At 37.4% G+C, this 26,601-nt stretch carries 26 protein-coding genes; 6 read left to right on the top strand and 20 right to left on the bottom strand.

What is annotated here, in order from left to right; genetic code table 11:
- The first annotated feature begins 357 nt into the window (after positions 1-357).
- Positions 358-1,014, top strand: a complete 657-nt coding sequence (locus AC1DOS_RS01115) for a phosphatase PAP2 family protein (protein ID WP_477536072.1) — start codon at positions 358-360, stop codon at positions 1,012-1,014.
- Positions 1,015-1,021: 7 nt separating this feature from the next.
- Here AC1DOS_RS01115 and AC1DOS_RS01110 read toward each other — a convergent pair whose 3' ends face one another.
- Positions 1,022-1,537, bottom strand: a complete 516-nt coding sequence (locus AC1DOS_RS01110; protein WP_477536071.1) for a GNAT family N-acetyltransferase — start codon at positions 1,535-1,537, stop codon at positions 1,022-1,024.
- Positions 1,538-1,774: 237 nt separating this feature from the next.
- Between AC1DOS_RS01110 and AC1DOS_RS01105 the strand changes: the two genes are divergently transcribed.
- Complete coding sequence (locus AC1DOS_RS01105; RefSeq protein WP_477536070.1) at positions 1,775-2,896, top strand: NADH-dependent flavin oxidoreductase; 1,122 nt, start codon at positions 1,775-1,777, stop codon at positions 2,894-2,896.
- A gap of 41 nt (positions 2,897-2,937) precedes the next feature.
- Here the strand turns inward: AC1DOS_RS01105 and AC1DOS_RS01100 are convergent, their stop codons facing one another.
- The 10 genes from AC1DOS_RS01100 to AC1DOS_RS01055 form a co-directional block, all read right to left on the bottom strand.
- Positions 2,938-3,450 (bottom strand): GNAT family N-acetyltransferase, encoded by a 513-nt coding sequence (locus AC1DOS_RS01100; protein WP_477536069.1) that lies wholly within the window; start codon positions 3,448-3,450, stop codon positions 2,938-2,940.
- 11 nt (positions 3,451-3,461) lie between these two features.
- Positions 3,462-4,490 (bottom strand): ABC transporter permease, encoded by a 1,029-nt coding sequence (locus AC1DOS_RS01095; RefSeq protein ID WP_477536068.1) that lies wholly within the window; start codon positions 4,488-4,490, stop codon positions 3,462-3,464.
- Positions 4,468-5,208, bottom strand: a complete 741-nt coding sequence (locus tag AC1DOS_RS01090; protein WP_477536067.1) for an ABC transporter ATP-binding protein — start codon at positions 5,206-5,208, stop codon at positions 4,468-4,470. The genes AC1DOS_RS01095 and AC1DOS_RS01090 overlap by 23 nt, the downstream gene beginning before the upstream one ends.
- Before the next feature lie 18 nt (positions 5,209-5,226).
- Positions 5,227-5,901, bottom strand: a complete 675-nt coding sequence (locus tag AC1DOS_RS01085; protein ID WP_477536066.1) for an SOS response-associated peptidase — start codon at positions 5,899-5,901, stop codon at positions 5,227-5,229.
- Positions 5,902-6,162: 261 nt separating this feature from the next.
- The gene (locus tag AC1DOS_RS01080; RefSeq protein ID WP_108584917.1) at positions 6,163-6,777 is read right to left on the bottom strand and encodes a PH domain-containing protein; all 615 of its coding nucleotides are present in this window, start codon (positions 6,775-6,777) and stop codon (positions 6,163-6,165) included.
- Between the two features lie 97 nt (positions 6,778-6,874).
- A complete protein-coding gene (locus AC1DOS_RS01075) occupies positions 6,875-8,044 on the bottom strand; it encodes an MFS transporter (protein ID WP_477536065.1) in 1,170 nt (389 codons plus the stop codon).
- The gene (locus AC1DOS_RS01070; protein WP_477536064.1) at positions 8,037-8,456 is read right to left on the bottom strand and encodes a MarR family winged helix-turn-helix transcriptional regulator; all 420 of its coding nucleotides are present in this window, start codon (positions 8,454-8,456) and stop codon (positions 8,037-8,039) included. The genes AC1DOS_RS01075 and AC1DOS_RS01070 overlap by 8 nt, the downstream gene beginning before the upstream one ends.
- A 123-nt stretch (positions 8,457-8,579) precedes the next feature.
- A complete protein-coding gene (locus AC1DOS_RS01065) occupies positions 8,580-9,686 on the bottom strand; it encodes a Ger(x)C family spore germination protein (RefSeq protein WP_477536063.1) in 1,107 nt (368 codons plus the stop codon).
- Complete coding sequence (locus AC1DOS_RS01060) at positions 9,683-10,768, bottom strand: GerAB/ArcD/ProY family transporter (protein ID WP_477536062.1); 1,086 nt, start codon at positions 10,766-10,768, stop codon at positions 9,683-9,685. Before AC1DOS_RS01060 ends, AC1DOS_RS01065 begins: the two co-directional genes overlap by 4 nt.
- Positions 10,769-10,782: 14 nt before the next feature.
- Positions 10,783-12,258, bottom strand: a complete 1,476-nt coding sequence (locus AC1DOS_RS01055; protein WP_477536166.1) for a spore germination protein — start codon at positions 12,256-12,258, stop codon at positions 10,783-10,785.
- Positions 12,259-13,761: 1,503 nt separating this feature from the next.
- Between AC1DOS_RS01055 and AC1DOS_RS01050 the strand changes: the two genes are divergently transcribed.
- Complete coding sequence (locus AC1DOS_RS01050) at positions 13,762-14,616, top strand: VOC family protein (protein ID WP_477536061.1); 855 nt, start codon at positions 13,762-13,764, stop codon at positions 14,614-14,616.
- A 762-nt stretch (positions 14,617-15,378) separates the two neighbouring features.
- Here AC1DOS_RS01050 and AC1DOS_RS01045 read toward each other — a convergent pair.
- The gene (locus AC1DOS_RS01045; protein WP_477536165.1) at positions 15,379-15,675 is read right to left on the bottom strand and encodes a hypothetical protein; all 297 of its coding nucleotides are present in this window, start codon (positions 15,673-15,675) and stop codon (positions 15,379-15,381) included.
- A gap of 138 nt (positions 15,676-15,813) precedes the next feature.
- Here AC1DOS_RS01045 and AC1DOS_RS01040 point away from each other — a divergent pair, with 138 nt between their 5' ends.
- Positions 15,814-17,313 (top strand): MDR family MFS transporter, encoded by a 1,500-nt coding sequence (locus AC1DOS_RS01040; protein WP_477536060.1) that lies wholly within the window; start codon positions 15,814-15,816, stop codon positions 17,311-17,313.
- Between the two features lie 395 nt (positions 17,314-17,708).
- On the opposite strand, the gene recQ is transcribed toward AC1DOS_RS01040, so the two are convergent.
- Positions 17,709-19,463: a DNA helicase RecQ gene (gene recQ, locus AC1DOS_RS01035; RefSeq protein WP_477536059.1), complete on the bottom strand. Its 1,755-nt coding sequence runs from the start codon at positions 19,461-19,463 to the stop codon at positions 17,709-17,711.
- A 55-nt stretch (positions 19,464-19,518) separates the two neighbouring features.
- Entirely contained in the window at positions 19,519-20,127 is a 609-nt protein-coding gene (locus tag AC1DOS_RS01030) for a DUF1836 domain-containing protein (RefSeq protein ID WP_108584908.1), read from the bottom strand.
- A gap of 142 nt (positions 20,128-20,269) precedes the next feature.
- On the opposite strand from AC1DOS_RS01030, the gene trhA reads away from it, so the two are divergent.
- Positions 20,270-20,917: a PAQR family membrane homeostasis protein TrhA gene (gene trhA, locus AC1DOS_RS01025; protein ID WP_477536058.1), complete on the top strand. Its 648-nt coding sequence runs from the start codon at positions 20,270-20,272 to the stop codon at positions 20,915-20,917.
- Positions 20,918-21,364: 447 nt separating this feature from the next.
- Positions 21,365-21,844 carry a transporter gene (locus AC1DOS_RS01020; protein WP_108584906.1) on the top strand — a complete coding sequence of 160 codons (480 nt, stop codon included), beginning with the start codon at positions 21,365-21,367 and terminating at the stop codon, positions 21,842-21,844.
- Between the two features lie 70 nt (positions 21,845-21,914).
- On the opposite strand, the gene AC1DOS_RS01015 is transcribed toward AC1DOS_RS01020, so the two are convergent.
- The 6 genes from AC1DOS_RS01015 to AC1DOS_RS00990 all read right to left on the bottom strand — a co-directional run bounded on the left by AC1DOS_RS01015 (position 21,915) and on the right by AC1DOS_RS00990 (position 26,406).
- Entirely contained in the window at positions 21,915-22,232 is a 318-nt protein-coding gene (locus tag AC1DOS_RS01015) for an ankyrin repeat domain-containing protein (RefSeq protein WP_477536057.1), read from the bottom strand.
- 132 nt (positions 22,233-22,364) lie between these two features.
- A complete protein-coding gene (locus tag AC1DOS_RS01010; RefSeq protein ID WP_477536056.1) occupies positions 22,365-23,063 on the bottom strand; it encodes an alpha/beta fold hydrolase in 699 nt (232 codons plus the stop codon).
- Complete coding sequence (locus AC1DOS_RS01005) at positions 23,033-23,161, bottom strand: hypothetical protein (protein WP_477536171.1); 129 nt, start codon at positions 23,159-23,161, stop codon at positions 23,033-23,035. The genes AC1DOS_RS01010 and AC1DOS_RS01005 overlap by 31 nt, the downstream gene beginning before the upstream one ends.
- A 179-nt stretch (positions 23,162-23,340) precedes the next feature.
- Positions 23,341-23,766 carry a hypothetical protein gene (locus AC1DOS_RS01000; RefSeq protein WP_108584905.1) on the bottom strand — a complete coding sequence of 142 codons (426 nt, stop codon included), beginning with the start codon at positions 23,764-23,766 and terminating at the stop codon, positions 23,341-23,343.
- Positions 23,767-24,177: 411 nt separating this feature from the next.
- Positions 24,178-24,600, bottom strand: coding sequence for a protein-tyrosine phosphatase family protein (locus AC1DOS_RS00995; protein ID WP_477536055.1), 423 nt, complete (start codon positions 24,598-24,600; stop codon positions 24,178-24,180).
- Between the two features lie 12 nt (positions 24,601-24,612).
- Positions 24,613-26,406 (bottom strand): type IA DNA topoisomerase, encoded by a 1,794-nt coding sequence (locus tag AC1DOS_RS00990; RefSeq protein WP_477536054.1) that lies wholly within the window; start codon positions 26,404-26,406, stop codon positions 24,613-24,615.
- Positions 26,407-26,601: the final 195 nt, after the last annotated feature.

Below are 26,601 nucleotides of genomic sequence, written 5' to 3'. Positions count from 1 at the left end.
TCATTAAATTGATGATACATAGATAGAAGCTGTTTCGTGAGTAGACAAACTATGCTCATGGTTCAGCTTCTTTCCTATTCACATCGAAAAAGCTTGGTTGGCCTTGCCTTATGTAATTTCTTCAGATTAACTATGTGGTAGTCCGGATTTACAGTTTCTAAAAGATTTAAATCCCTTTGTTTTGAAAGGTATTTGCACGGGCAGATTGACTTCATAAGATAAGGCATCATTGCTACTTCAATAAATGGTGCACTTTAAAACTTGATGAATCCCTCCTCACCTTGTTGTGATTCACATAACTGAGGTCTTTTGAAATATTCCTATCATCGTTCTTTATGAATCAAGGAGATGTAGCAAATGCACTCAAAGTTAAGATTTCCGCTCCTATTAATCACACTAGTTGGTTTCGCCTCAATTACACTTTTAATAAAAGGGAACGATATTGTGTATTTCGACAAAGTCATTATCTCTTTTATTCAAAGTTTTGAAACCCCATTTTTAACGTCAACTATGAAGTTTTTCTCTTTTATAGGGTCAGAATCATCAATTAACTTTATCGTTATTATTAGCATAATCGTCCTTTACTTCCTCTTTCATTATCTATCCGAGCTCCTGCTCTTTATTTTGGTATTAATGGGTTCCCACTATCTTTTTCGATTGTTAAAAGAAATCTTTCATCGAGCTCGCCCTGATTTGCACCGTCTTATCGAGATTGGTGGATACAGTTTTCCAAGTGGTCATGCGACGAATGCCATTACTGTATATGGAATTCTTTCGTTCCTGTTATGGCGTCATATTCCCACTCGGTGGGGTCGCAGTCTATTAGTAATATTTAGTATTTTCATGATTTTAACGATTGGATTTAGCCGTATTTACTTAGGCGTTCATTACCCTAGTGATGTAATTGCTGGCTATTTTGCTGGTGCCTTTTGGCTGATAACCTCGATTTGGTGTTTTCAGTTCCTCAAAGAAAAAATTCACGAAAGAACACACACGAAATATCCCTATATTTAAACTAATTTCACTTGAAAAATGGTGAAGGATAGCGTAATTCTCCAATCGTTTGTTGAAGCTCTCCTTCTATTAATTCACAAACCATGAAAACATCKTCAGGCACTTTAAATTGAGTTAATTCTATACCATGCTGTCTAGCTGACTGAAAACCAAACTTCGGATAATAATTTGGATGCCCAATTAGTAATACAAGGCCATGACCGAGATTTGTTGCTCTTTTTAAGCCTTCCTCAATTAAGTTGCTGCCAATCCCTCTCTGTTGAAGAGTAGGGTTCACAGCTACCGGAGCTAGAACCAGAACTTCTGTCTCCGCATCTTCTCGAATAATCTTAGCCTTACTAAATAAGATATGACCCACTATTTCTCCTTGTTCTTCAGCCACTAGTGATAATGCTGGTATAAAACCATCTGAGAAGCGTATGCTCTCTACCAATTTAGCCTCATCATCTCGATTTTCAAACGCTGAGAAATTGAGATTGAATACTTGTTTATAATCATTTTTAGTTTCAGTTCGAATTAGCATATTTTCCACCTTTTTTCTCAATACTTCTTACATAAGTTATGTGTTATAAGTTCTAGCTCTTACTGCATAATTCCTCTTTCCCTTATGATTTTCCCATTAAGTTTACACATCGAATCTAATTTTATATAGGCATAATTTTTGACTATCGAAAACAAGAAGGCATAAAGTGACACTATGCTTTTTCATGTTTAAGCATGAATTAGTACAATACTTTATAAATTCTGGAGGTTATGACATATGGTAAATAAAAAATATGAACCACTACTTGAAACATTTGAATTACCTAACGGCACGGTACTTAAGAATCGTGTTGTTATGGCACCCATGACGAACTTCTCTTCTAATGCAGATGGCACGGTTTCAGATGCGGAAGTTTCCTATTATGTACGCCGTTCAAAAGGGGTCAGTATGGTAATTACTGCTTGCACATACGTCACCGCAAATGGACAAGGTTTTCCAGGTGAATTCGGCGCACATACTGATGAGATGATTCCTAGTCTACGTCATTTAGCATCCTCTATTAAAGAAGCAGGAGCAAAAGCTATTTTGCAAATCTTCCATGGTGGTCGTCAAGTACCAGCGGATATCGTGAATGGGGACGTAGTAAGCGCCAGTAATATTCCAGACGAAGCGGAAGGTAAACCGGTACCTCGTGCGCTTACAGAAGCAGAAGTTGAATCCATTATCCGTGACTTTGGGGAAGCAACTCGCCGTGCGATTGAAGCTGGTTACGATGGTGTCGAAATTCATGGTGCCAACACTTATTTAATACAACAATTCTTCTCCCCACATTCCAATCGGAGAACGGATCGATTTGGCGGGTCATTAGAAAAACGGCTTACTTTCCCGTTAGCTATTGTAGATGAAGTACAACGAGTAGTGAAAGAAAATGCAAAAGCACCATTTATCCTTGGCTATCGCTTCTCACCAGAAGAACCAGAAACTCCAGGTATTACAATGTCTGATACGTTAGTATTAATTGATGAATTGGCGAATAAAAACTTAGATTATCTCCATGTTTCACTAATGGATTTCTGGTCAACTCCAAGACGTGGAGTTGATGATGCTCGTTCTCGCATTGAAATCATTCAGGAAGCTGTCGGTGATCGTGTTCCAGTCATCGGAGTTGGTTCGATTTATTCTGCAGAAGATGCAAGAAAAGCCTTAACTTCAGGTATTCCATTGATTAGTCTTGGTCGTGAATTATTAATTGATCCTGATTGGGTACAGAAAATTGAACAAGGTCGCGAAGAAGAAATCGTGACAAAGCTAAATCTTGATAAGCAACAAGAGTTAGACATGCCAACCCCTCTTTGGCAGGCCATAGTAAATGCTCCTGGCTGGGTTCCTGGCGTATAAAATGAAAAAGATTGAAACGAGACAGTCTCGTTTCAATCTTTTTATTTATATTTTATAGCAAACAATCTAACGTCTTCGGATGTTGAACCAAATTTAATATTCCCTTCTTCTGCCATTCCTAATTTAAGCAGTAGGTTTATGGATTTTTCATTATCTAGTGAAGTAAACCCTGCAATACGATTAAACCCTAATACTTCATGTCCAAACGTTAATGTCGCGCGCGCTGCTTCATATGCATAGCCTTTTCCCCAAAACTCTGAAAGAATTGCAAACCCCAGATCCACATCTTTTAAGAAATCTCGTTGAATTAGACCACATATTCCAATTGGGATCTTACTTTCTTTTAGTTCGACTAAGTACAAACCAAAACCTTCTTCTTCATACATGGCCATCGGTCCGTCTACAATATATTTTCTAGCTTCTTCTACTGTCCGAATACCTCGATCTCCAATATATTTAATCCAATCAGGTTCATTTAAAAGCTCTAGCATAAACTGTGCGTCTTCAGTCTTCATATATCGAATACGAAGACGATCTGTTTCTATAATTTCCATTTAAATCACCTCTAAATTTTCCGATACTTTTTAAGAGCCACAATGTTAAGAGCTATAAATACAGTGGCAAAACCAATAAGCACAAGTAAGTCTGTAAGTATTTCACTTAACCCGGTTCCTTTATACATAATGCTTTTTAATGCATTTGCCCCATACGAAATGGGCATGACCTTAGAGAAAATTTGCAACCACTCTGGCATTCCTGCAATCGGAATAATTCCTGTGAAGAACACTTGAGGGACAATTACTAAAGGGATAAATTGTATCATTTGAAATTCTGATGCCGCAAAGGATGAAAGTAAAATACCCAAACTTAGAGCTACGAGCGCAATTAATACATTTGTAACGAGTACATGCCAAATGGAGCCAACCAATACCATATCTAAAACACTTACAGCGTAAACAACAACGATGATTGTTTGAATGATAGCAAACAACCCATACCCTATTAGATAGCCTACGACAATTTCCCATCTTCGTATAGGGGTTGACAATAGCCTTTCGAGTGTTCCTGTCATGCGTTCACGTAACAACCCAATCCCTGAAATTAAAAACACAAAGAAAAACACAAAAAAACCAACCAATATTGGACTTAACACGTCAAAGAAAGACGTATGTTCGCTTCCATATATATAATTTGTTTTAAATCCGCTCTCCACTAATTCAGAAGGACCACTACCCATGGCTTGTTGAATTTTTGCCTGTAGCAAATTCGATCGAGATGGATCCGTATTTTCTACCGTTAATCTCAATGTTTCGCCTTCGGAAACAAGGTAGCCATCTAATTCATTTTCAATAATGGTGTCCTCTATATCACTAGTTTCTTGAAAAGAGACAACATCAATTTCAAGTTTTTCTAGTCGCTCAACCATTTCACTGGACAGACCTTCAATACCTATTTTAGAAGGCACTCCATTACTAGTAAATAGAAAATGCATAAGCGTCAAAATCAGGAGAGGCGCAATGAACAACAAGGCAAGTGTTCGTTTGTCGCGTACAAGCTGCAAAACAATCCGCTTAACTAATGCTCTGATGCGCATGAGCTTCCCCTCCCGCTTTTAAGAAAACCTCTTCTAAGGTAGTCACTTGATAGTCATCTTTCAGTTTTTGAGGAGAGCCAGTTGTAATCACACGACCTTCTCTTATCATCACAAGGTCATCACATTTTTCTGCTTCGTCCATAACGTGAGTTGTCACAATAATGGTCTTTTGTTCTTCATTCTTCAATCTAGTAAGCTCTTGCCAAATTGATTTCCTAAGCTCAGGATCAATCCCAACGGTCGGTTCGTCAAGAATTAACAAGGGTGGATTTTGAATAAGGGCTACCGCTAGTGACAACCGACGTTTCATACCACCCGAATAAGTGGCAACTCTTTTCTTTATTGCACTTTCTAATTGAACAAGGTTAACGACATACGAGATTCGTTCTTGCTGTTCCTTTTTACTCATCAAAAACATCGAAGCAAAGAATGTTAAATTTTCATAACCTGTTAAGTCTTGATATAGTGCATCCGATTGTGCCATATACCCAATCTGCTTCAGCAAACGTAGATCCGGCACTTGTTTTTGCAAAACTTCCACATTCCCAGCAGATGGGTGATCCATTCCCATAACGATTTTAATAATAGTTGTTTTGCCAGATCCAGAAGGTCCAATAAGTCCGACGATTTGACCTTGCTGTGCTGAAAATTGTACATCCCAAAGGATTTGGTGTTTCCCGTAAGATTTGCTTACATTATTGACATGTAAAACTGACATTCACTCGCACCTCTCCTTTTATTCCCCCACTTTTACAATCAAATCAGAATCATTATTTTTAGGTGAGTTCACTTTGTCAGACACTTCGTACGCTTCTAGTAAACCGTTTTCTAAAGGAATTAAAAATGGTTTTAAGTCATCAATAGTTTTTACTGCAGGATTCAACCACTTTTGTTCATCTGCTTGTTTAAGAATAACTGGCATCCGATCGTGAATGGTCGACATTAAATCATTTGGTTCGGTAGTCAGGATGGTGCATGTATGAACAAGCTCTCCACTTGGAGACTTCCAAGATTCCCATAGACCAGCCATTGCAAAAAGTTCATTATTCTTCATTTTAATGCGCATCGGAACTTTCTGATCTTCCGTTCGCTTCCATTCATAAAATGAATCGGCAACGATTAGGCAACGTTTCTTCTTAAAAGCTTCACGAAAACTTGGTTTCTCATGGACGGTTTCTGCTCTTGCATTTATCATTTTAAAGCCTACTTTTGAATCTTTAGCCCACGATGGCACTAGTCCCCACTTCAAATAGCCTAAACGGTTTTTCACTCCATCATTTATAACCGAGAGGACCATTTGAGAAGGTGCGATATTGTAGCTTTCTTCATACTCATCTTCTTCAAAAGTAGCTTCACCAAATCGTTCTTCAATTTCTCGAAAATCTGCGAACAAGCTATAACGTCCACACATATTCAACCCTCCACTCTTCTCTAAAGAACTAATTCGCTATATTTGACAGATTTCCTTTACCTAGCACATGGAATTCAACATGCATCTATTAATATTCGGATTTTGTACAACCTGTAGCGGCATTCCATCAACCTGGGATGCTACTTCGTCAACCTGGAGCGACACTAACCTAGAGCAGCACACATTTACCCCAAACAGAACAAACTTATCTAAAAATAGCCGCCCCTCTATTATAAGAAGGACGGCCAGGATAAATTCCGATTATTGATTAATATATAGGTCAAAAATATCTTTGAAATCTTTTTTTGCATATTTTGAACGATTTTCATGCATCCAATCATGAGCGAATCGAGTTATATCTTCGAATGATTGAGCTGGCGTTACTTCGTTGTTACCATTACGACCTATTGATTGCGACGCATACGATAAGCTATTCTCAGCAATCGCATATTTTTTCTCATTTTCTTTCACTTCAACAGAAATCGCAAATAATACTTTATATAAGTCCTTAATTTCAGCTAAAAATCGTTTGTGAATATCAACAGTTAGTGGCATATTACCCATGGTAAACTTAATCTCAACATCTAAGTCGATGGTTCCTGCCGTTTCAAGTGCAACATTCGTGATCGGGTAATAGGCATATTCATAACGTTTAAGTATGCGTTTCTTACTTATCGCATTTGCTCCATCTACATGAATTAAAGCTTTGTTTGTAAAGCAATATTCATCGGCTTTAGTTTTAATCAGGAAGAAGATTTCTTCACCCGATTCATGCATGACAAAATCGTCGGACTCCGTTTTATCAAAATCTGCTTTTGGAACAACAATGCCAATATCGGATAGACCCAGTGCATCTGCTGCTAACTTTTTAAACATCTGTTTTCCTCCTTAAAATTCAAGCTCCACTATAGGTACGATAAAACAAACGAAAAGTTTCGCATTTTTCGAATATGTGGATAATTATGTGGATAACTTAAGCATTTCCATTGCTTAAGTTCATTATCCATTTATAATAAAAGACGATTAGGACTACAAATCCACTTAATGCTAAATACATATGGGCATTGCCTAAATAGAATGCTGCAATACCTAGAATAAAGGAACCTGCTGCAATTCCGGTATCATAGAGTGTGAAGAAGGTAGCTGTCGCATAAGCGCTTCTATGTTTAGGTGAAGCTTGAATGGCCAGAGTTTGGAAACATGGTAAAAGTGTACCGTACCCTACACCAATTAATCCGCCAGCGACTAATAACATCGGTGCAGAAGTTGTTACACTAAGCACAAACAAACCTATCGCAAAAACGAGGATCGCCGGTATAATTACGACATTTGGTCCCTTTTCATCAAATAATCTTCCGGTAAATGGACGTGAAATGAGCATAGCAACTGCAAATACAAGGAAAAAGTAACTCGCCGTTTCAATCAATCCTAATGATTGTGCGTAAATTGAAATGAAAGACATAATGCTTGCATAGGAAAATGAAATGAATAAACCAACAGTTGAAATAGCGAGGGATTTTCTTTCAAATAAATCCGACCAAGTTAATTTCTTTTTAATTCTAGGTGGAATAACCGCAATAGTATTTTTCACTAACAAACTACACAGCCATCCTATAACCATAAACCCACCGAATATATTGAAAATATTATGATACGAAATAAATGGCTGAAGAGTTAGTGCAAGAAATGGACCAACTACCATAGCCAAGTTCATCGACATTCCAAAATAACCGAGTCCAGCTCCTCTTCTTTCTGGGGGAACAATAACAGCGGCAATAGACAATGTCACTGTAGTAGCGATACTAAATGAAATACCGTGGATAAACCGTAAAATGAGCAACACGGTGATGTCTTCCGTTAATGTGTATAAAAATGTGGATAACGCAAACGCTAGCATACTCGTAACTAACATTCTTTTTTTACCCAGTTTCTCTATGATGATTCCAGAGAATGGGCGAACTAGAATGACTGATAATAGAAAAATGGTCGTGACGAGTCCAGCTTGACCCAACGTACCACCAGGCAAATCCAACACATAAATCGGCATCAATGTTAACAACCCATAAAACACGGTAAAAATGAAAAAGTTACTCACAGAAATGTTAATAAAATTTTTGGTCCAAATAGGCTTGTTATTAGACATGTTGTTCACTGCCTATCCCTATTTTCTTGAGTAATTTAGTTAATTGATTCATTTCGTCTAGAGATAAAGATAGCAGTAATTGTTGTTCGACTTCAGCAATTCTCTCTTCGATTTTGGGAATTAAGCTTTGCGCTTCTTCTGTCAGCTGGACGATTCGTTCTCTCTTATCTTTGCCTTCGTTACGAGTAATAAGTTTTCGATGTTCCAACTTTACTAATGTTCTCGTCACAGTAGGTGCCTCGACATTTAGATATTGCCAAATCTCGGTCTGTGTCATAGCTCCGAATTTTTTTAGACTATACAAAATTGACCACTGTGCACTATATAATTCATATTCTTTTAAGGCTTCGTTAACTTCTTTAATCGACAACCGAGCTTTCTGATGTAATTCGTGAAATACTAGTTTGTTCATTTCCATCTCTTCTTTCGTTATTTACCTAGGTAAATAATATTCTTTCACTAGTATACGGCTAATTGAAAAAAGAGTACAGAAAAAAACCTGCAATTCGCAGGTTTTTGAGAATATGAAACTCTTTTATTTTAATGTACCTGTACTCAAAACTTCCGTTTCTGCAACAATTTCAAACTCTGCTTTAGCCAATAATTGATCGGTCAAATCACTTGGCCAATCTCCTTTGTATTGCATACGATAAGATTCAAAAAGCCCCACAGGATCTATCGATAATTCCTGACATTTTTGGAGGAATCCTCGAACATCGTCTTCGATTTTTTTACTTATCTCTTTTTCAAGAGAAGCCAATTCAGTTTTATTGGCCAAATCTTTTTCGCCGTCATATTCGCTTAATGTTCCTTCAAATTCCAGAGAAATCTTTATCTTAGGCGATGCTAAATCATGATTGGACTTAATTTTAGCTTTGGATCTTATAAATTCCAAAACCACTTTTTCCTTATCAGAAGAATCTTTATCAAGCGTAACGGCTAAAACTGATAAATTATTTCGTCCACGCAGTATCTGTATGCTCTTCCCTTCTTGTTGGGTAAAGACATAACTCAAATCTCCATCTTTGAATGCAGCAATYCCCTCAATATTGATTAATCCATTTTTTAATTCAACATATGGTGTTATTGCGTCCAATAGTGGATTGGTTTGATCGTAAACAAATTCATGAACCGTTGTGAATGGACTGAAGTATGTGTACATTCTGGGTTGGAATAGATTGTTGATGTATACGCTAGTATTCTGTTTATCCGGATACTCGCTTGTCAGTAGTTCTTCAGCCGAGCCTTTTACAACTGCCACAAATGTGTTTGATCTCACTTCAGTATCCTTATATAAATATTCCACTACTTCTTTCATTTTTCCTGTTTTTGCGAATTCTTCACTGAACATGACGACTCGTAGCTGCCTTAATGTAACGGTTTTATCCGCTTGTGCTGAAATTTCAACTATCCCTTTATGAATCATATCTGTTTCGATTGAAAAAACTTGTGTATGTTTGATGGCTTCAGCGGCAGGCTGAGGCATAATGGCGATCATTTTCATTGTGTCATCGTCAACATAATCGACAGCAATGACACTAATCATCCCCAATTTTTCCAAAGAAGGTTGATTCATTTGTTGTGTACATCCACAAAGTACAATAATAGAAGAAATCCCAAGGATAATCACTTTCATTTTCATTTGATCACCTCTATTTTCTTCTTTCTTAAGAAATGAATGAAACATAAAATAATAGGCCATAAAATTACCCCATAACTGACATAAAAAACGTTCTCATATAATGTGGTTTCAAATACTTTAGAAACAGGAAGATTGAGGACGATAAAAGCAAATACAGCCATGCCATAAATATGATACTGACTATTTTTATCACGTACAGAGTCTATCCCTTTCTTCGCCATCCATAAATAACCTCCAGCTGTGGTTAAAATTAAAAACACCCAAATGGTTATACCGAGCGTATCGATTCGCTCTACAAAGGAGAGATCTACTGCTTGAAACAATTTAAGGACTGGATAAAACAAATGTTTAAGTTGCCATTCTGAAAAGTACATGACTCCAACAATTGCTGTGCACAAATAAAAAAAGACTGTCAACCAAATGCCCAATGATGCATGCTTGAATGCTTTTTGTGGATGAATAATATATGGGAAGAAAACCATAAGAATTTCATATCCGGCCATTGAGTTATACCCTTTTTTTGTGGCGTCCCAAAATTCCGAAGCTGTGAAATTAAAGAGAGGTAATAGGTGGCTGATTTCACCTTGCGCGATGCCCCATCTTAAAAAATAGATGAGCCACCCCGTTAAAAAAAAAGTTAGGATGCAGAATCTGGCAATTGACTTGATCCCACCTTTTACAATAAATACTGCTAACAGTATAATCAAAATTAAATGACCTATCCTCGTCCGATCCTGGAGCGCCGAAATTTGAACAAGGTCCAGATAGGTATTAATAACTGCAGCGAATAGCACAATCGCGTAGATAATTAATAAACTATTTAACAATTTCCCAATCCATTTCCCAAACAATTTCTCGTGAATATCAAACAAATCATCGTCTTTATATTGTAAGGCAATCCAAACCATCGGAATGAGTGTAATATTTGCAATTATGCCAAAAAGTATGGGGAACCACCATTGACTATATCCGACAGGACTTAAAGTGTTATTCAATGATAATAAGGCCATGCCAATCATTATATTCTGAACCAGAAAAACCACATGATAACCATTTAACACTTTCTTTTTAGTTACATCCACTTTCGATCACCCCCCTACTTGGAATCCTTTTTCACTTGTTTTGCTCTAGACAGACCTTTCCTCTTTTGAATAAATGCTAGTGGAAAACGAATAACACTGTCTTTTAAGTCCGACCATGATCTTGGAATGACTGGTGTCATATAAGGTGTACCTAATGATGTTAAATTCAATAGATGATTAAATAACCAAGCTAAAGCAAGCATTTGACCAAGCAATCCAAATAATCCAGCTGCAAGGATAAAAATATATCGAACTACACGACTGGCATTGCTCATCAGGAAATTCGGTAATAAGAACGACAATAAAGCAGAAACTGCAACAAGAACAATAAGTGTATTACTGACCAAGCCAGCTTCCACCGCCGCTGTTCCGATTACAATACCCCCTACAATACCAATCGTTTGACCAATTTTCGTAGGCATTCGGGATCCAGCCTCTCTTAAGATTTCAATGACGAGTTCGATAAACAGCACTTCAATCACAGGTGGAAATGGCACCTTACTCCTTGATTCTTGTATCATGATTAATAATTCAAAAGGTAGGATTCCGGGATGATAAGAAAGTGCAGAAATATACGTCGGTGTCAGCATGATGGTAATAAAAAATCCTGCAAATCGTAATATTCTTAAAAGAGTTGCTGTTGACCACCTGTTATAAAAGTCTTCTGGAGAATTGAACATTTCCATGAATGACGCGGGACAGAACATCACGTTTGGACTATTTTCCATCGCGATGACTATTCGACCGTCTAATAAAGAATTCACCGCAGTATCTGGTCTAGAAGTCATCCCAAATTGAGGGAAAGGGGAAAATGGATTATCTTCCACTAGTTGTTTTAATATTGTGATATCTAAAAACCCGTCATAATCAAGTTCATCTATTCGTTTCCCTATCCTATAAAGGTTTTCATTATTGACAAGATGTTCAATATACATCACGGATATCTTTGTATTCGTTTCTTTTCCGATAATACGATTTTTACTTTTCAATCCGGGTTGATGAATTCTTTTTTTGATTAACGATAAGTTGGTCTTCAAAGACTCTGTAAATGAATCTTGTGGACCAATTACGGTTGACTCCGTTTCTGAAGGAGCGATTGAACGTTGTGACGGGCTAAATGTTTGTCCCTTCAAGAACTGTTGTTGGTCATGGTGATAGAGAATAGTGTCCCCATTCGTAATGGATAAGAGAATTGCTTCTCTATTCTCTCCCTCAACTGTCTCAAAAGAATTAAATATTTCCTCACTATTATTCAATAACGGTAAGACTATGGTCTTATGTAAAGTCAACCTATCAATAAGAGAGCTCAGATAAACAATTGTGACTAGTCCTTTTGTTGTTTGATAATCTTTGAAGACTGCATCATCAATATCGTTTAATTCTTTTTTTAAAGAGACTAGTTGAATTGGTTCAGGAGTTTTTTGCACTAAAGATTCAGGCTTAGATTGATCAGTTGGCTCAGCCTTTGTTTGAGATGTAGATTCAGTCATAGATTGATTTGTTTGTTTAGATTCAGGCTTAGTTTCATCTGTTGGCTTAGGCTTGGTTTGATCTGCTGCTTTAGTCTCAGTTTCATCTTTTGGTTTTGGCTTAGTTTGAGCCGCTGATTTAGTCTCAGTTTCATCTTTTGGCTTATGCTTAGTTTGATCTGCTGTTTTAGCCTCAGTTTCATCTTTTGGTTTTGGCTTTGTTTGAGCCGCTGATTTAGTCTCAGTTTCATCTTCTGGCTTAGGCTTGGTTTGATCTGCTGTTTTAGTCGTCTCAGATTCACCTTTTGGCTTAGGCTTAGTTTGAGCTGCTGTTTTAGTCTCAGTATCATCTTTTAGTTTTGGCTTTGTTTGAGCTGCTGATTTAGCCTCAGATTCATCTTTTGGCTTAGGCCTTGTTTGAGCTGCTGATTTAGTCCAAGTTCCCTCTGTTGGCTCAGGCTTCGTTCGTTTAGTCTCAGATTCATCTGTTGGTTTAGGCATTGTTTGAACTGCTGATTTAGGCTCTGATTCATCAGTTGGCTTAGCCTTTGTTTGAGCTGAAGATTCAGTCTTAGATTGATCTGTTGGCTTAGGCTTGGTTTGATCTGCTGTTTTAGTCTCAATTTCATCTTTTGGTTTTGTCTTAGTTTGAGCCGCTGATTTAGTCTCGGATTCATCTTCTGGCTTTGGCTTGGTTTGATCTGCTGATTTAGTCTCTGATTCATCTGTTGGCTTGGGCCTTGTTTGAGCTGCTGATTTAGTCCAAGTTTCTCCTGTTGGCTCAGGCTTCGTTCGTTTAGTCTCAGAATCATCTTCTGGCTTTGGCTTGGTTTGTTCTTCTGTTTTAGTCTCAGCTTCATCTGTTGGCTTAGGCCTTGTTTGAGCTGCTGATTTAGTCCAAGTTCCCCCTGTTGGCTCAGGCTTCGTTTGTTTAGTCTCAGATTCATCTTCTGGCTTAGGCCTTGTTTGAGCTGCAGATTTAGTCCAAGTTTCTCCTGTTGGCTCAGGCTTCGTTCGTTTAGTCTCATTTTCATCTTTTGGCTTAGGCCTTGTTTGAGCTGCTGATTTAGTCCAAGTTCCCCCTGTTGGCTCAGGCTTCGTTCGTTTAGTCTCAGATTCATCTGTTGGCTTGGCCTTTGTTTGAGCTGTAGATTTAGTCTCAGGTTGATCTGTTGGCATAACCTTTGTTTCAGCATTAGATTCTGGCTTAGATTGATTTTTTGGCTCGGCCTTTGATTGATCTGTTGGCTTAGACTTTGTTTGAGCTGTGGATTGAGCTTTAGATTGAGCATAATCCAGTGTTTTTTTATTACTATCTACGATCAATTTTCGCGCACGTTTCCATATGTTCATTTGGCCACTTCCCTTCGCGTTGAAGGCTTTTCTATTTGAAACGAGTCTTACCCAATATGGAAAAATTCATACGCGTAAACGTAAGTGTTGACATATGTTGCAACCTAACATAAAATTACTTACATAAAGTAAGTTGCTTTAAAAACGTAACCATAAAAGGAGATAACTCACATGACATTTCATCAACATCCAACCACTTATACAAAGCATGTCCATTTAAATGTGGAAGACCTTTCTCGCTCGGCCATTTTTTACGAAAATATTTTAGGACTTCGTATTCTGGACCAAACACCTACAATGGTGAATTTCACGGCTAATGGACAAGATGCAATATTAACAATAGAAAAATCTACGGCTAAAAATAATGTCGTTTCAAATGCGGCAGGACTATACCATATGGCATTCTTAGTACCTTCAAAGAAAGAACTAGGTACTATTTTCAAGCATATTCACAGCTCTGGTTATCCGTTCAGTGGTGCTTCCGATCACAAAGTAAGTGAAGCCCTTTATTTAAATGATGTGGAAGGAAACGGCATCGAAATCTATTATGACCGCAGTCCCGACCAATGGAATTGGCAAAATGGTGACGTAGAGATGACTGTTGATCCGCTTGATATTGAGAGTCTTGTGGCAAGTGCAATAGATACAACTTGGAGTGGGATGCCTACAGGCACTGTGATGGGCCACATCCACCTTCGAGTAGCTAATCTTGCTGAAGCAGAAACATTTTATGTGCAAGGACTTGGGTTTGAAGTCGCCAATCGTTATGGGGCGCAAGCAATGTTTATTTCTTCAAATGGCTATCATCACCACATCGCATTGAATGTTTGGGGACGTCCAAATCCGATTGAACGCGATGATTCTACACTTGGACTGAAAAGTTATTCAATCGTTTATCCAAGTGAAGAATCAAGACAAAAAGTTGTTGCGCAATTAAAAGAAATTGGTGCCTCTGTTTTAGAAAAAAAAGATTTTGTAAGTGCTATTGATCCATCGGGGATTGAAGTTCAATTGTTTATCGCTTAATTAGAGTCCAAATTTGTATCAAGTGTAGAGATCCTAAATTAATTCGTTAGGTATTGGTTATCCTCGCTTCATTCCCAAATTGATAGTGGTGGATTGCATTTTTCTTAAGTAGCAAAAGGTTTCGAAATTTTGACTTCAGGCGTAGCTCCCGTTGTGCGTACAGAAACAAGTCGATAAGATATAACAAAAAAGCCAAACAGACACGGAAAATATCCGAGTATGTTTGGCTTTTTGCCAATCATCGAGTTGCGTGAAACTTATACTGTTCTTCTCCATAAACAATTTAAATGCATACTGAAAAATTCAAACAGCTTCTCATTTTGATAAGACAATAAATCAATTTTTTTAGTCAATGAATCGTACTGAACACTCCAAAACCTATACATTCATTTCAAATTTGCATAAAATAGAGAGATTTTACAATGAGGAGTGTTTTTGAATGGTTATGCCATACGGAAGATTTGATGAAAGTCGACGTTCGCGACGACGTAGATCCCCAAGGTATCCGTATTTTCCTTTTTACCCGTATTACCCGTATTATCCGTATTACCCGTATTACCCGTATTATCCAGGGTATGGTTATCCATATTAAGTGTTCATGAGTTGCACTTGATATTTTTAAAGAATTCTTCAACTCTCTATGTCACAAAGTTTGTACTCAAATTAGTAATTGATTAAAGAAATGAATATCGTAAAGTTTAAAAGAGATGGTGATTCCATTGTGTGGAATTTACCATCTCTTTTATTCATTTCGCGTTTAGTTTACCAATTTATATCAATTCGTTCGAATAATGGGCTAACCTGAGTAATCTGATAACATACTCTTTCTATTGATTGCCAATGATAAGTATCCAAATGTAACATTCCCTTCACTTTTTCGCTCGAGAAAGGCAGAAATGGAGATAAGAGTTGGGCACAATTTGCAATAATATGCACACATGTAAGTAAGATATTCTTACACTCTACTCGGTTCTCGTGAATTTCTCTCCAAGGTTGCTTTGCATCAAAGTATTTATTACCGAAGCGAATCGTCTCAAATATAAAGTGTGGATATTCCAATTGGGAAACATATAAACTCTCTAACAATTTGATACAGCTAATTAAATTAGATATTTTGAAATTTCTCTTTCAAGAACTCTATTGCTATACTATTTTTATCGATAGTATTCACATTTTTTACATTAGAGGAGAAATTACATGGTAGAAAAATCAAAATTACGACTTGTAGTGACGGGCTTGTTGTTAGCGATTCTGATGGCCGCTATGGACAATACGATTGTTGCGACAGCACTCGGATCGATATTAGCAGATTTAGGTGGCGTGGAGAGTTATGTGTGGATTACTTCGGCTTACGCTGTAGCTGTGTTGGCAGGGATGCCGATTTTCGGCAAATTATCCGATATGTATGGTCGCAAACGATTCTTCGTCTTTGGAATAACTATTTTCTTAATTGGTTCAGCTTTATGTGGGATTGCACAGTCTGTACCTCAATTGGCCATATTCAGAGCCATTCAAGGTATCGGTGGAGGAGCATTGATGCCGATAGCTTTTACGATTGTCTTTGATATCTTCCCACCTAAAAAACGAGGAAAAATGACAGGTTTATTGGGAGCTGTTTTCGGTGCTTCCAGTGTTCTCGGCCCATTACTTGGAGCCTTTATAACGGACACTATCAGTTGGCACTGGGTGTTTTATGTGAACGTTCCAATCGGAATCGTGTCGCTTTTCTTGATATTAAAATTTTACAAAGAGACCAAGCAAAGTACGAAACTCAAAATTGATTGGCTTGGTGCAATTACGTTGATAACGGCTGTCGTAAGTCTGATGTTTGGATTGGAGCTTGGTGGCAAGGAATTCGCATGGAATTCATGGCAAAGTTTCACGTTATTTGGCATTTTCGTTGTATTCTCCATTGTATTTTTATGGGCAGAAACAAAAGCATCAGAGCCAATCATTTCATTTTGGATGTTTAAAAATCGCCTGTTCGCCTCATCGCAAGTGTTGGCATTTTTATATGGAGCCACGTTTGTTGGATTGACCATTTTCATTCCTATTTTTGTTCAAGCCGTATATGGCGGATCTGCTACAAATGCAGGTATTATCTTAATGCCGATGTTACTGGGATCTGTTGCTGGCAGTGCCTTTGCAGGGATTACACAATCCAAAATTTCTTACCAAAAAATCATGGCTATTTCGGTAGTTTTCTACACAATCGGAATGGCTTTAATGTCAACGATTTCTCCTGATACAAGTCGGGTTCTACTTACTCTCTATATGATGTTGGTTGGTTTGGGTGTAGGATTCTCATTCTCATTATTACCTTCAGCAAGTATGCATAAGATGGACTATCGTCATCGCGGTTCTGCCAATTCCACCAACTCCTTCTTCCGTTCACTTGGCCTGGCACTCGGTATCACGATATTCGGTTCATTACAAACCAAATTATTAACAAGTGAAATTCAAGACAAGCTGGGAAGTTCTAATCAAGGTGCATCGCAGATCATCGACAATTTACAGACCGTTTTTCAACCAGAACAACGGGAGTTAATACCACCGAATATTTTGGATGTCATCGTCAACGCAATGGCAAATTCCATTTCAGCTACATTCTTGTGGTCACTCATCCCGATTACCATCGCGATTGTCGCTGTCTATTTCATGGGCAATGAGAAGTTAGAAGTGTCAAAAGAAAAATAAGAACAACAGTCAAAAGGGCTTCCCCTACACGTCATGAATGATGACGGTAGGAAAAGCCCCTTTTGTTTATTTAGCATCAATTAAAACTCGAAGGAAAGTATACACTGAGAAGGAATCCAGCTGCAGCAATCCCTACGAAAAAAGAAAGTACTGCCAATACTATTTTCAGCCATGTTGGAATGTCCTTGAACCTTTTAAACAGAAAGCAGGCAATTCTCAAATGAGTCAAACTAATGATTGAACGAATAATTGCACTCGCCATTCTCATGTAATCGAAATGAATATATCGCTGAAGAGTATCCATATCAGCAATAAATATGCCCGTAAAAGCAATTGCGTTCAGGAGAAAAAAGTATATGAAAAACCTTATAATTCGAAATCCCATACCCTTTTGTTCATTGATTTATGGCAATCAAAAATGACTCGCCATATTTCTCGAGTTTATTTGCACCTACTCCACTGACTTCAAGGAACTCTTCTTCATTTTTCGGCCGCTTAGCACACATATCTTTGAGTGCTTTATCCGAAAAAATAACAAATGGCGGGACATTTGATTCATCAGCCAATTTCTTTCTAAGTACACGGAGTTCTTCAAATAATGGATCATTGTCTGCAACTTGTTGCGTGACGATGGCACCTTTTCGTAATACTTTGCAATTGCCTTTTAGGACTTCTTTACTTTGCTCAGTCACATAGATTGTAGGAAATGAACCTTGATCTACAGCTAATAAGTCCTGAGATATCATAAACTCCATTAAATTCGCTACATCTTTAGCATTATAGTGTTTTAAAATGCCATAAGTTGATAGTTTGTCAAATCTAAATTCTAATACTTTTTTATTTCGAGACCCTGTTAATACTTGGGCTATCAGCGTTTTACCGAATTTTTGACCCATTCGAATAACACATGAAAGAACCATTTGGACGTCTTGTGTGACATCTTGACTTTCACGTTGATCGGTACAATTGCTACATTGTCCACAAGTGTCTGGATATGTGTCGCCAAAATATTGAATGATAAATTGTTGCAAACAATTTTCTGTATGACAATAGTCAACCATTCCTTGCAATTTAATGAGTTCTGCAGGAATGCGACTAGGATCTTGAGCTTGATCAATTAAAAATCTCTGAGTTTGGACGTCTTGAGATGCATATAACACTGTACACGCACTCGGTAGTCCATCTCGCCCTGCACGTCCAGCTTCTTGGTAATAACTCTCCATATTTTTTGGCAATTGATAATGAATGACATAACGAATGTTTGATTTATCGATTCCCATTCCAAATGCATTCGTCGCTACCATCACTTGAACTTCGTCTTTTAAAAACCGTTCTTGTTCGTAACTACGGTCTTCATCGAACATGCCGCCATGATATTTCGCCACACTAATCCCACGTTTTTGAAGCATCTCATAAATATGATTTACTGTTTTTCGCGTCGCTGCGTAAATTATTCCTGATTCGTTTTCATTTTTCATTACATAGTCTTTTACAAACTTTTCACGGTCTTGTCCTCGGATAACAGAGAATGTTAGGTTAGAGCGTTCAAATCCTGTCATTACTGTATTTTCTTCAGTAATTTGGAGAATGCGGCAAATATCTTCGCGGACTTGGGGTGTCGCAGTTGCAGTTAATGCGAGAACGGTAGGCGTATTTGGAAATAACTCCGTCATTCTGCTAATCAAGCGGTAACTTGGTCTAAAATCATGACCCCATTGCGAAATACAATGCGCTTCGTCAACGGCAATAAGTGGTACTGGAATTTCACGTAATTCATTCAAAAACGATTGTGAATCTAAACGTTCTGGAGCGATATACAAAAGTTTAACCGCACCTCGTTTAACATCATACATCACTTCTCGTACTTCTTCGTGACTCAGTGAGCTATTGATATAAGCAGCATAAATGCCCGCCTCTATTAATGTATCAACTTGATCTTTCATTAAAGAGATAAGTGGTGACACGACAATGGTTGTTCCTTCTAAAACAAGCGCAGGAATTTGATAACAAATGGATTTCCCTCCACCAGTAGGCATCACACAAATGGAATTCTCTCCATTCAGCACCTGGTTAATCACCTGTTCTTGTCCGGTTCTAAATGTCTCATATCCAAAGTACGTTTGTAGATACTTTCTTGCTTGGTCTAACAAAGTGGTCACTCCTTCTATATTGCAGGTTGAAAGTGCCAGGCACTTTTTTGAGTAGCTAAGCTTTTTTGTTATTTGAAGTGCCAGGTTGCTTTATCTTGGTTTCTTTCAATTCGTCGATTAACAGTTCTGCCGCTTTGCGGTAAGAGTTACTAATATTGACGAGAGATAAGATTAAAAGGATTTTCTCAAGATTATCTCTATCGCTTTCTTCCATTTTAGCGACTTCGCTGTGTGCGTCGTTTACTCTTTGTTGGAATTCATGTTCGAAGTCTACCGCATTCCTTTGTTGAATGGATAGAAAACTTTTATAAAACTTTTCCAGTTCGAAGTCTTCATTGGTCAATTTATCATTAATTACGCCAAGAGTAGATTTGATGTCATTGATGGATAAAGATCCTTTTAGTTGATAAACCAAACTAATTAAGATGAGATGCTTCTTCGAATACTTTTTATTTTTAATGGGAATAAAAAGTTTCCCTTTTGCATAGTTGTTGATCATTGTTTTCGTTAAAACCTTTTCATCGTCATTTCGTTTTGTCATTTTAAAGGTGTGATCAAATAATTGAATCACTTGGTCCATATATAAATCAATATCAGGCATTTCTTGAAGTGAAATATTGTTTTCTAAAGAAAGCTTATTGAGTATGTCTTTTGTGTTTTCCATTTAACATCCCTCTGTTTTCATTGGCATTTACTCGTGTAATTGTAACGTAAAAAAGAGCAATCGTAAATGTTGACCAGATGATGATATGCGTATATTGTGATAAGTAGTATTAATAACTACATATAATTATGGAGGTGTTGATTTGCACACTTATATACGCGAACCCTTTAATTCATTGTCACATTTAGCCGGTGCGGTTCTTTCAGTTGTTGCGTTAATAGTAATGATTGTCAAAGCATCTATAACGGATGCTCCTACCCTACATGTTGTTGCTGTCACGATATTCGGAGTTAGCATGATTTTATTGTATTCCGCCTCAGCCACCTACCATATGGTGCTTGCAAAAGACCGAATCATAGCTATTTTAAGAAGGCTTGACCACTCGATGATATTTTTATTAATTGCAGGCTCATATGCCCCTTTTTGTTTAATCGCATTAAATGGTTCAACTGGTTTTGTGTTATTCGCGGTTGTGACATGCATAGCAATCGCTGGAATTTTATTTAAGATGGTGTGGTTCAACTGCCCAAGATGGCTTTCTACTGGACTCTATATTGGAATGGGATGGATTATCGTTTTCTTAGCTTCACCTCTTGCTGAGACATTAAGCTCTATTGGTTTTTGGTTACTCGTTTTAGGTGGCTTAATGTATACGATTGGCGGTATTATATACGGTGCAAAACCAACATTTTTACAATCTAAATACCTTGGCTTCCATGAAATATTTCACATCTTTATACTTTTAGGATCTACATTCCACTTCTTATGCGTTTATATGTATGTTTTATAGAGGGGTGCCAACGAGCTGGCGTTTGGTTTTTCTTTAATAGGGAAACTTTGCAAAGAAATTAGTGTCCTACCGGAGAGGATTGGTGTCCTTGTCCAAGCGAATGGTCGGAAACGTTACGTGAGTGGTCGGAAACCCCTGTTGAACGGTCGGAAACAAAGCTTAGTTGGTCGGAAACTTAAATTTAGTAGTCGAAAACACACGTTTATTGGTCGAAAACCAATCTCCAAGTTCGATGGTGTAGCTCTAATAACCTTATACTTTCTCATTTTCAGAAAAGTGCCAGACACTTCACGTTTTGTTGGACGTTTTTTATCCACTTACATCGGAGTCTGGCACTTTTTTCTTCCTTTCGATTTTCTCCATTTTCAAACCTATAAACAGAACCCAGTCTATTATTTATTTAAGCCATATACTAACTCGAATACAGATTAAAGGAGGTACCCATTTTTGGTTAATCAATTTTCCCCATTTCAACCAGGTGATGAATCACCAGGCTTTGGAGGCCCAAACTTTCCTGGACAAGGAGGGCCAGGCTTTGGATTCCCAAATCCCCCTGGACAAATGAGACCACCCGGATTTCCTGGTCAAGGACCTGGTTTCCCTGGTCAAGGAGGTTTTCCTGGACAGGGAGGATTCCCAGGAGGAGGCCAACCGTCTTCTAGTGCACCGACTGGACCACCACCATCATTCGTTCCCCAACAACCAGCTGGAGCTCGAGGTGGGGCACAAGCATTTGCAGTAGATCCTGGTGCGATTCGTGGATGTTTGTTCCGTTTTACCTATATATGGTTAAGAAACGGTCGTGCTTTTTGGTTTTTCCCAACATTCGTAGGTAGAGAATCTGTTGCCGGATTTAGATGGAATGGTCGTAGATGGAGTTACTACGGAACGGATCTACAAAGAATTTCATCTTTCCAATGTTTTTAAGTAAATCCAATTTCAATTAAACAAGAGGACGTTATGAAAGTCAGCAATCATGACTTTCGCAACGTCCTCTTTATTTGATGATGATTATTCTTCTATTGCCAGAAAAAATCTTCTTCATTATCGACACTAAATAAGTAAAAGCAGACTCCCCTGACGGATCTTGTAGTGCTAGGTCCGCTCCATACTCATAAAGCATAGATGCCAATTCATAATTATCATTGTATAACGCACCCACTAGTACATTTGAATAATCATCTTGAGCATTCGGGTCTGAACCTGCTTCAAATAAAACTTGTGCGATTTCATTTTCTCCAGAAAATTCAGCATAGGATAAAGCTGTATAGCCTTCTGCATCTCTTGCTTCTAAATCAGTATCTTCTTCAATCAAAGCTTTCACTTCTTCTAAGCGAAAATGAATAAATTCACACATATAATATTGGAGCAACAAGAGTAAAAAATTTAATCAATAAAACGAAAAGACCATTGCTCAGGAGAACAAAGGTCTTTACGTAAATTTACATTATGATTTTAAAAAGTGCTGAATTTCGGATATGAGGATTTCAGGCTTTTCCATCATACTCATATGGCCTGCACCCTTAATTAATGCTTGTGAAATCGTATCTTTATGAACTGAGAATGTTTTTTCGGGAGGAATTACTTGATCTTTTTCACCTGCAATCAGAAGTGCAGGAAGATTGCTGCTTTTTAATACATGATTTCGATCCGGCCGATTTTTCATTGCCTTCAACATGCCGATTGCGCCCTCTTTAGTTGTCTCACAACCAATGTTTTTCACTTTTTCCACATCTCTTGCATGTGAACCCACGTTATCAGGAGAAAATAACTTTGGAACTAGACCTTCTATTAGTGCTGAAACACCTTCTGATTCTACTTTATCTATCGCCGCATCTCGACCTTCTTTTGCTTCCTCTGTATCCGGAAATGCTGATGAATGGATTAATGAATATCCGTGAAGTCGTTCTTCGTATTTTTCCGCAAATGCCAGTGTTATGTATCCTCCCAAAGAATGGCCAAATAACGTTACCTTATCTAAATTCAAACCATCTAATAACTCTTTTAACGTATCCGCCATATATTCCATCTCATAATTCCCTTTAGGAAAAGTTGAATCTCCATGCCCTGGTAAGTCAGGTACAATTACTCGATTCTTTTCGGATAAGGTGGGGATTATTTTATCAAAATAGGCATGGCTGCGCAAAAACCATGAAGCAAAACCACTGCTTCTCCTTCTCCAGTATCTTGATAAGCTAATGTCAGATTAGATAATTCTATTTGATGATGATCTCTCATAAACATACCTATAACAACTCCCATTTTAAGGTTTTGTCATATGAATACCCGTATTTCAAAAAAAGTAAGCAGGAATTTGAATTTATTGTATAAATCACGACAAAAAAATACATAGTAATTTTACAAAATTATTCTTTTTCAATCAAAAAAGCATACGTATAATGAATACGCATGCTTTCCTTTACTTATTGAAAAAATTTAATTAATTGATTACTTGATGGCTCTTGTAGGGGATACGTTTCATCACTGTCAGTTTGACAAACGACATGTAATGTAGGAGATTCCTTAACAATAAATTTCCAATGAGACGTTTTTGAAGTACTAGTTGCTTTAAGTTCTTCACGCATCATTTTTTTTCTGAAATTAGCAAGCTTAGCAATTAAGAAACGTTCTTTGTAACGAATAAGTAAATATCCATTATGAGCGATTCGATTGTACTTGTTTAAACTAACTTCTCTTAAATCAAATCCATTAGACTTGTTTTGAACTGACGGTGACAATACAAAAAAATCTCTTTTCTTAAATATGGTTGTATTTAAGTGTTGAATTAATCCTAATTCATTTGTCAAGAAGTCCTTGTTGACTGCACTTGGAATTTGATCTTTCTCCATACTTCACCTCTTCTAAAAGTTCTCTTAGTACAAGTATACACCTTTTTTAATGCAATTTCACTCACTAAATAGGTAATATGCTCCCTAACGTTCAATTTGCAAAATTTGTCGAAGCATACAATCCTTGCTGTACAAGGGATTCAAGTTGTTCTTCAAAATTAATAATAATTTTTTAATCCATTCGTATGAAGACTAAATTGACATTAATCCCTTAATAACCTTAAACAAATGACCCACTAAAATAGACTGTTTCGGGAATAAAGTTTGATGAAAAAACCAGTTAAATTCAAGAAAAATCGTCTAATGTTTTCGTATTTGGCAAAATAAAAAGTAAACCAACTAACTTTCACAGCACTAAAAAAAAGTAAGCACTCTTCACTATCAGAAGATTGCTTACTTATTCTATGCTTATCATGCCCCATATATTCGTTTTAAAGCTTCTTTGAATTGAGGTTTCACGTCAACTTCAGGTCGAACCATCTTCACTCTTGCTTCAGCTTCTTCAATTGAATCTGCTAAACGAAGTTCCATTAACGTAGCAACCGCCATTGTTCCTGCACGGCCACGTCCAGAATTACAATGGAAGAAAATTTTCTTGCCATCTTGGTAATCTTGAACAATTTGCTTTACTCCCGTTCGGATAGACTCATCTTGAAATTCACCATCATCTACAATTGGTTGATGTTTACTGATTTCACTTGATGATGCTGCAACTTCTGCAYGTAAATCGTACACGACATCGATTTTTTCATCTTCTATTGCTCTTTGTACATCAGCTACTCCACCAACAAAAATACGATCATCGATTAACGCTTGGTAATGTTTATCATTCATTCTGTAATCCTCCTAAAGGAAATCTAATTTAAGTTGACCATTCGTTAAGACGAGTTTTGCATTGAAATCTTTACCCGCTTTTGAAACAAAACCTGTAATCCCTTCAGTTTTGCCGTGTGTACATAAATCTTCAATATGTTTTGCTGATAAACGCTTTTTTAAATAATTAGCTGGAAACGTCTGCTTGCAGCCTTCTTTATAAGCAGAACAACCGTAAAAATTCTTTCTAGAAATGATGGTTCCTTTTTGACAAGTTGGACAAGTCGCAATTTCTTTTCTCGCTACAAAGGTTTCAGTCGTCATTTGAAACACTTTATCGTGAAGTTGTGCTGGGACTTCTTGAATTAAATGATTCAAGAATTTCGCGATGCTTCCTAAAAACAGCTCTGAAGAACCTGTACCAGTTCCTATTTTTTTCAAATATGCTTCCCACTTTGCTGTCATTGCCGGGCTAGCAAGTAAATTCCCTTCGATGGCTTCACAAAGGACTCGTCCTTTTTCAGTAATGGCCACGATGTTTTTATTTACTTCAATATACCCATGTCGCTTTATAGTTTCAATAATTCCGCTTCGAGTCGCTTCTGTCCCAAGGCCTTCCACTTCTTTGAGTATTTCAGTTTCACTAGCATCTTCGACAAATTTACCACATGTTTTCATCATCGCTATTAATTGACCTTCAGTATATGGCTTAGGCGGCGAAGTTTGGCCTTCTTTGATAGCTACTTTACTTTTCACTTGTTCATGAAGAGAAAGCTTTGGCAAGGTTGGCTCTTTTGATGCTTTAGGATCTTTGTCATTCGAAAATAACTCTTTCCAACCTTTATCGATTTCCGTTTTGCCACTCGATAAAAAAGCAAGTCTATTAACTTCTGTCGTCACAGTCGTTTCTTGATACAAATAATTTGAATGGAACATGGCAAGTGTAGTACGGAGGACTTCTTCATATAAATTGCGTTCCTCACGCGACAAACCCGCTAAAACTCTCTCACTTGGGATTTTTTTTGTAGGAATGATGGCATAGTGCTCTTGCACTTTTGAACTGTCAACATACCGTTTGCTTGGCCTTCTTGAGGCAATTTCGAAAGGTTGCTGAATTATTTGTTGATATGCTTCGACTTGGCTTTCTAAGTATGAAAATTCATTTGGTGTAATGAATTGAGTATCTGTTCTCGGATATGTGACCAGTTTCTTTTCATATAAACTCTGCATCGTAGACAATACTTTAGCAGGGCTGTATTTCCACTTGCGATTTGCAGTAGCTTGTATGGTCGATAATGCATGCAACTTTGGTGGAAGTATTTTTTTATCTTCCTTCTTTAATTGCTGAACCGTACCTGGTAAAGTCCCATTGATTTGATGCTTCTGTAACAGCACTTGAGCTTCTTCCATCTTCTTCATCTTGCCTTTTACTTTCCCTTTATAAGAACCGTGTTCTGCTTGGAACGTTCCTTCTAATTCAAAGAAAGCTTCCGGCACAAAACGTTCAATTTCAAGAGCACGTTGATAAATTAGATAAACAGTAGGTGATTGCACTCGGCCAATGGAAAACACTTCTCGAATTCCTTTTTGTTGAATAAGGAGTGTGTAAAGTCGGGAGCCATTCATCCCAACTAGCCAATCACTCATTTGACGGGCTTTTGCTTCTTCATACATTAATAAATCTTTACGATTATCTTGTAACTGAAGAAACCCTTTTCGCACTTCATCTATTTCAAGTGAATTAATCCATAACCGCTTAATTGTTTTATTGCGCGCACGTGTGTAATCAAAAATACTATAAAAAATATTAGACCCTTCGCGATCCACATATCTCTATAATAATTCACGAAATATAATTGCACTTTTATAAATATCAATAAATTATCTATATTACTGTTGTTATAACGGAATTTAGACATTACATCACAAGAAGAATTGCACATAATTATAATGAATGTTAACCTATATTTACCATATTAATTCCAGTGTAAATGTGTACATAAATATTATTTTCAGGAGTGA

The sequence above is a fragment of the Paenisporosarcina sp. P5_A11 genome (assembly GCF_056400705.1).
The sequence above is the reverse complement of the archived record's forward strand: the minus strand, read 5'-3'. Positions and strand labels throughout refer to the sequence as shown.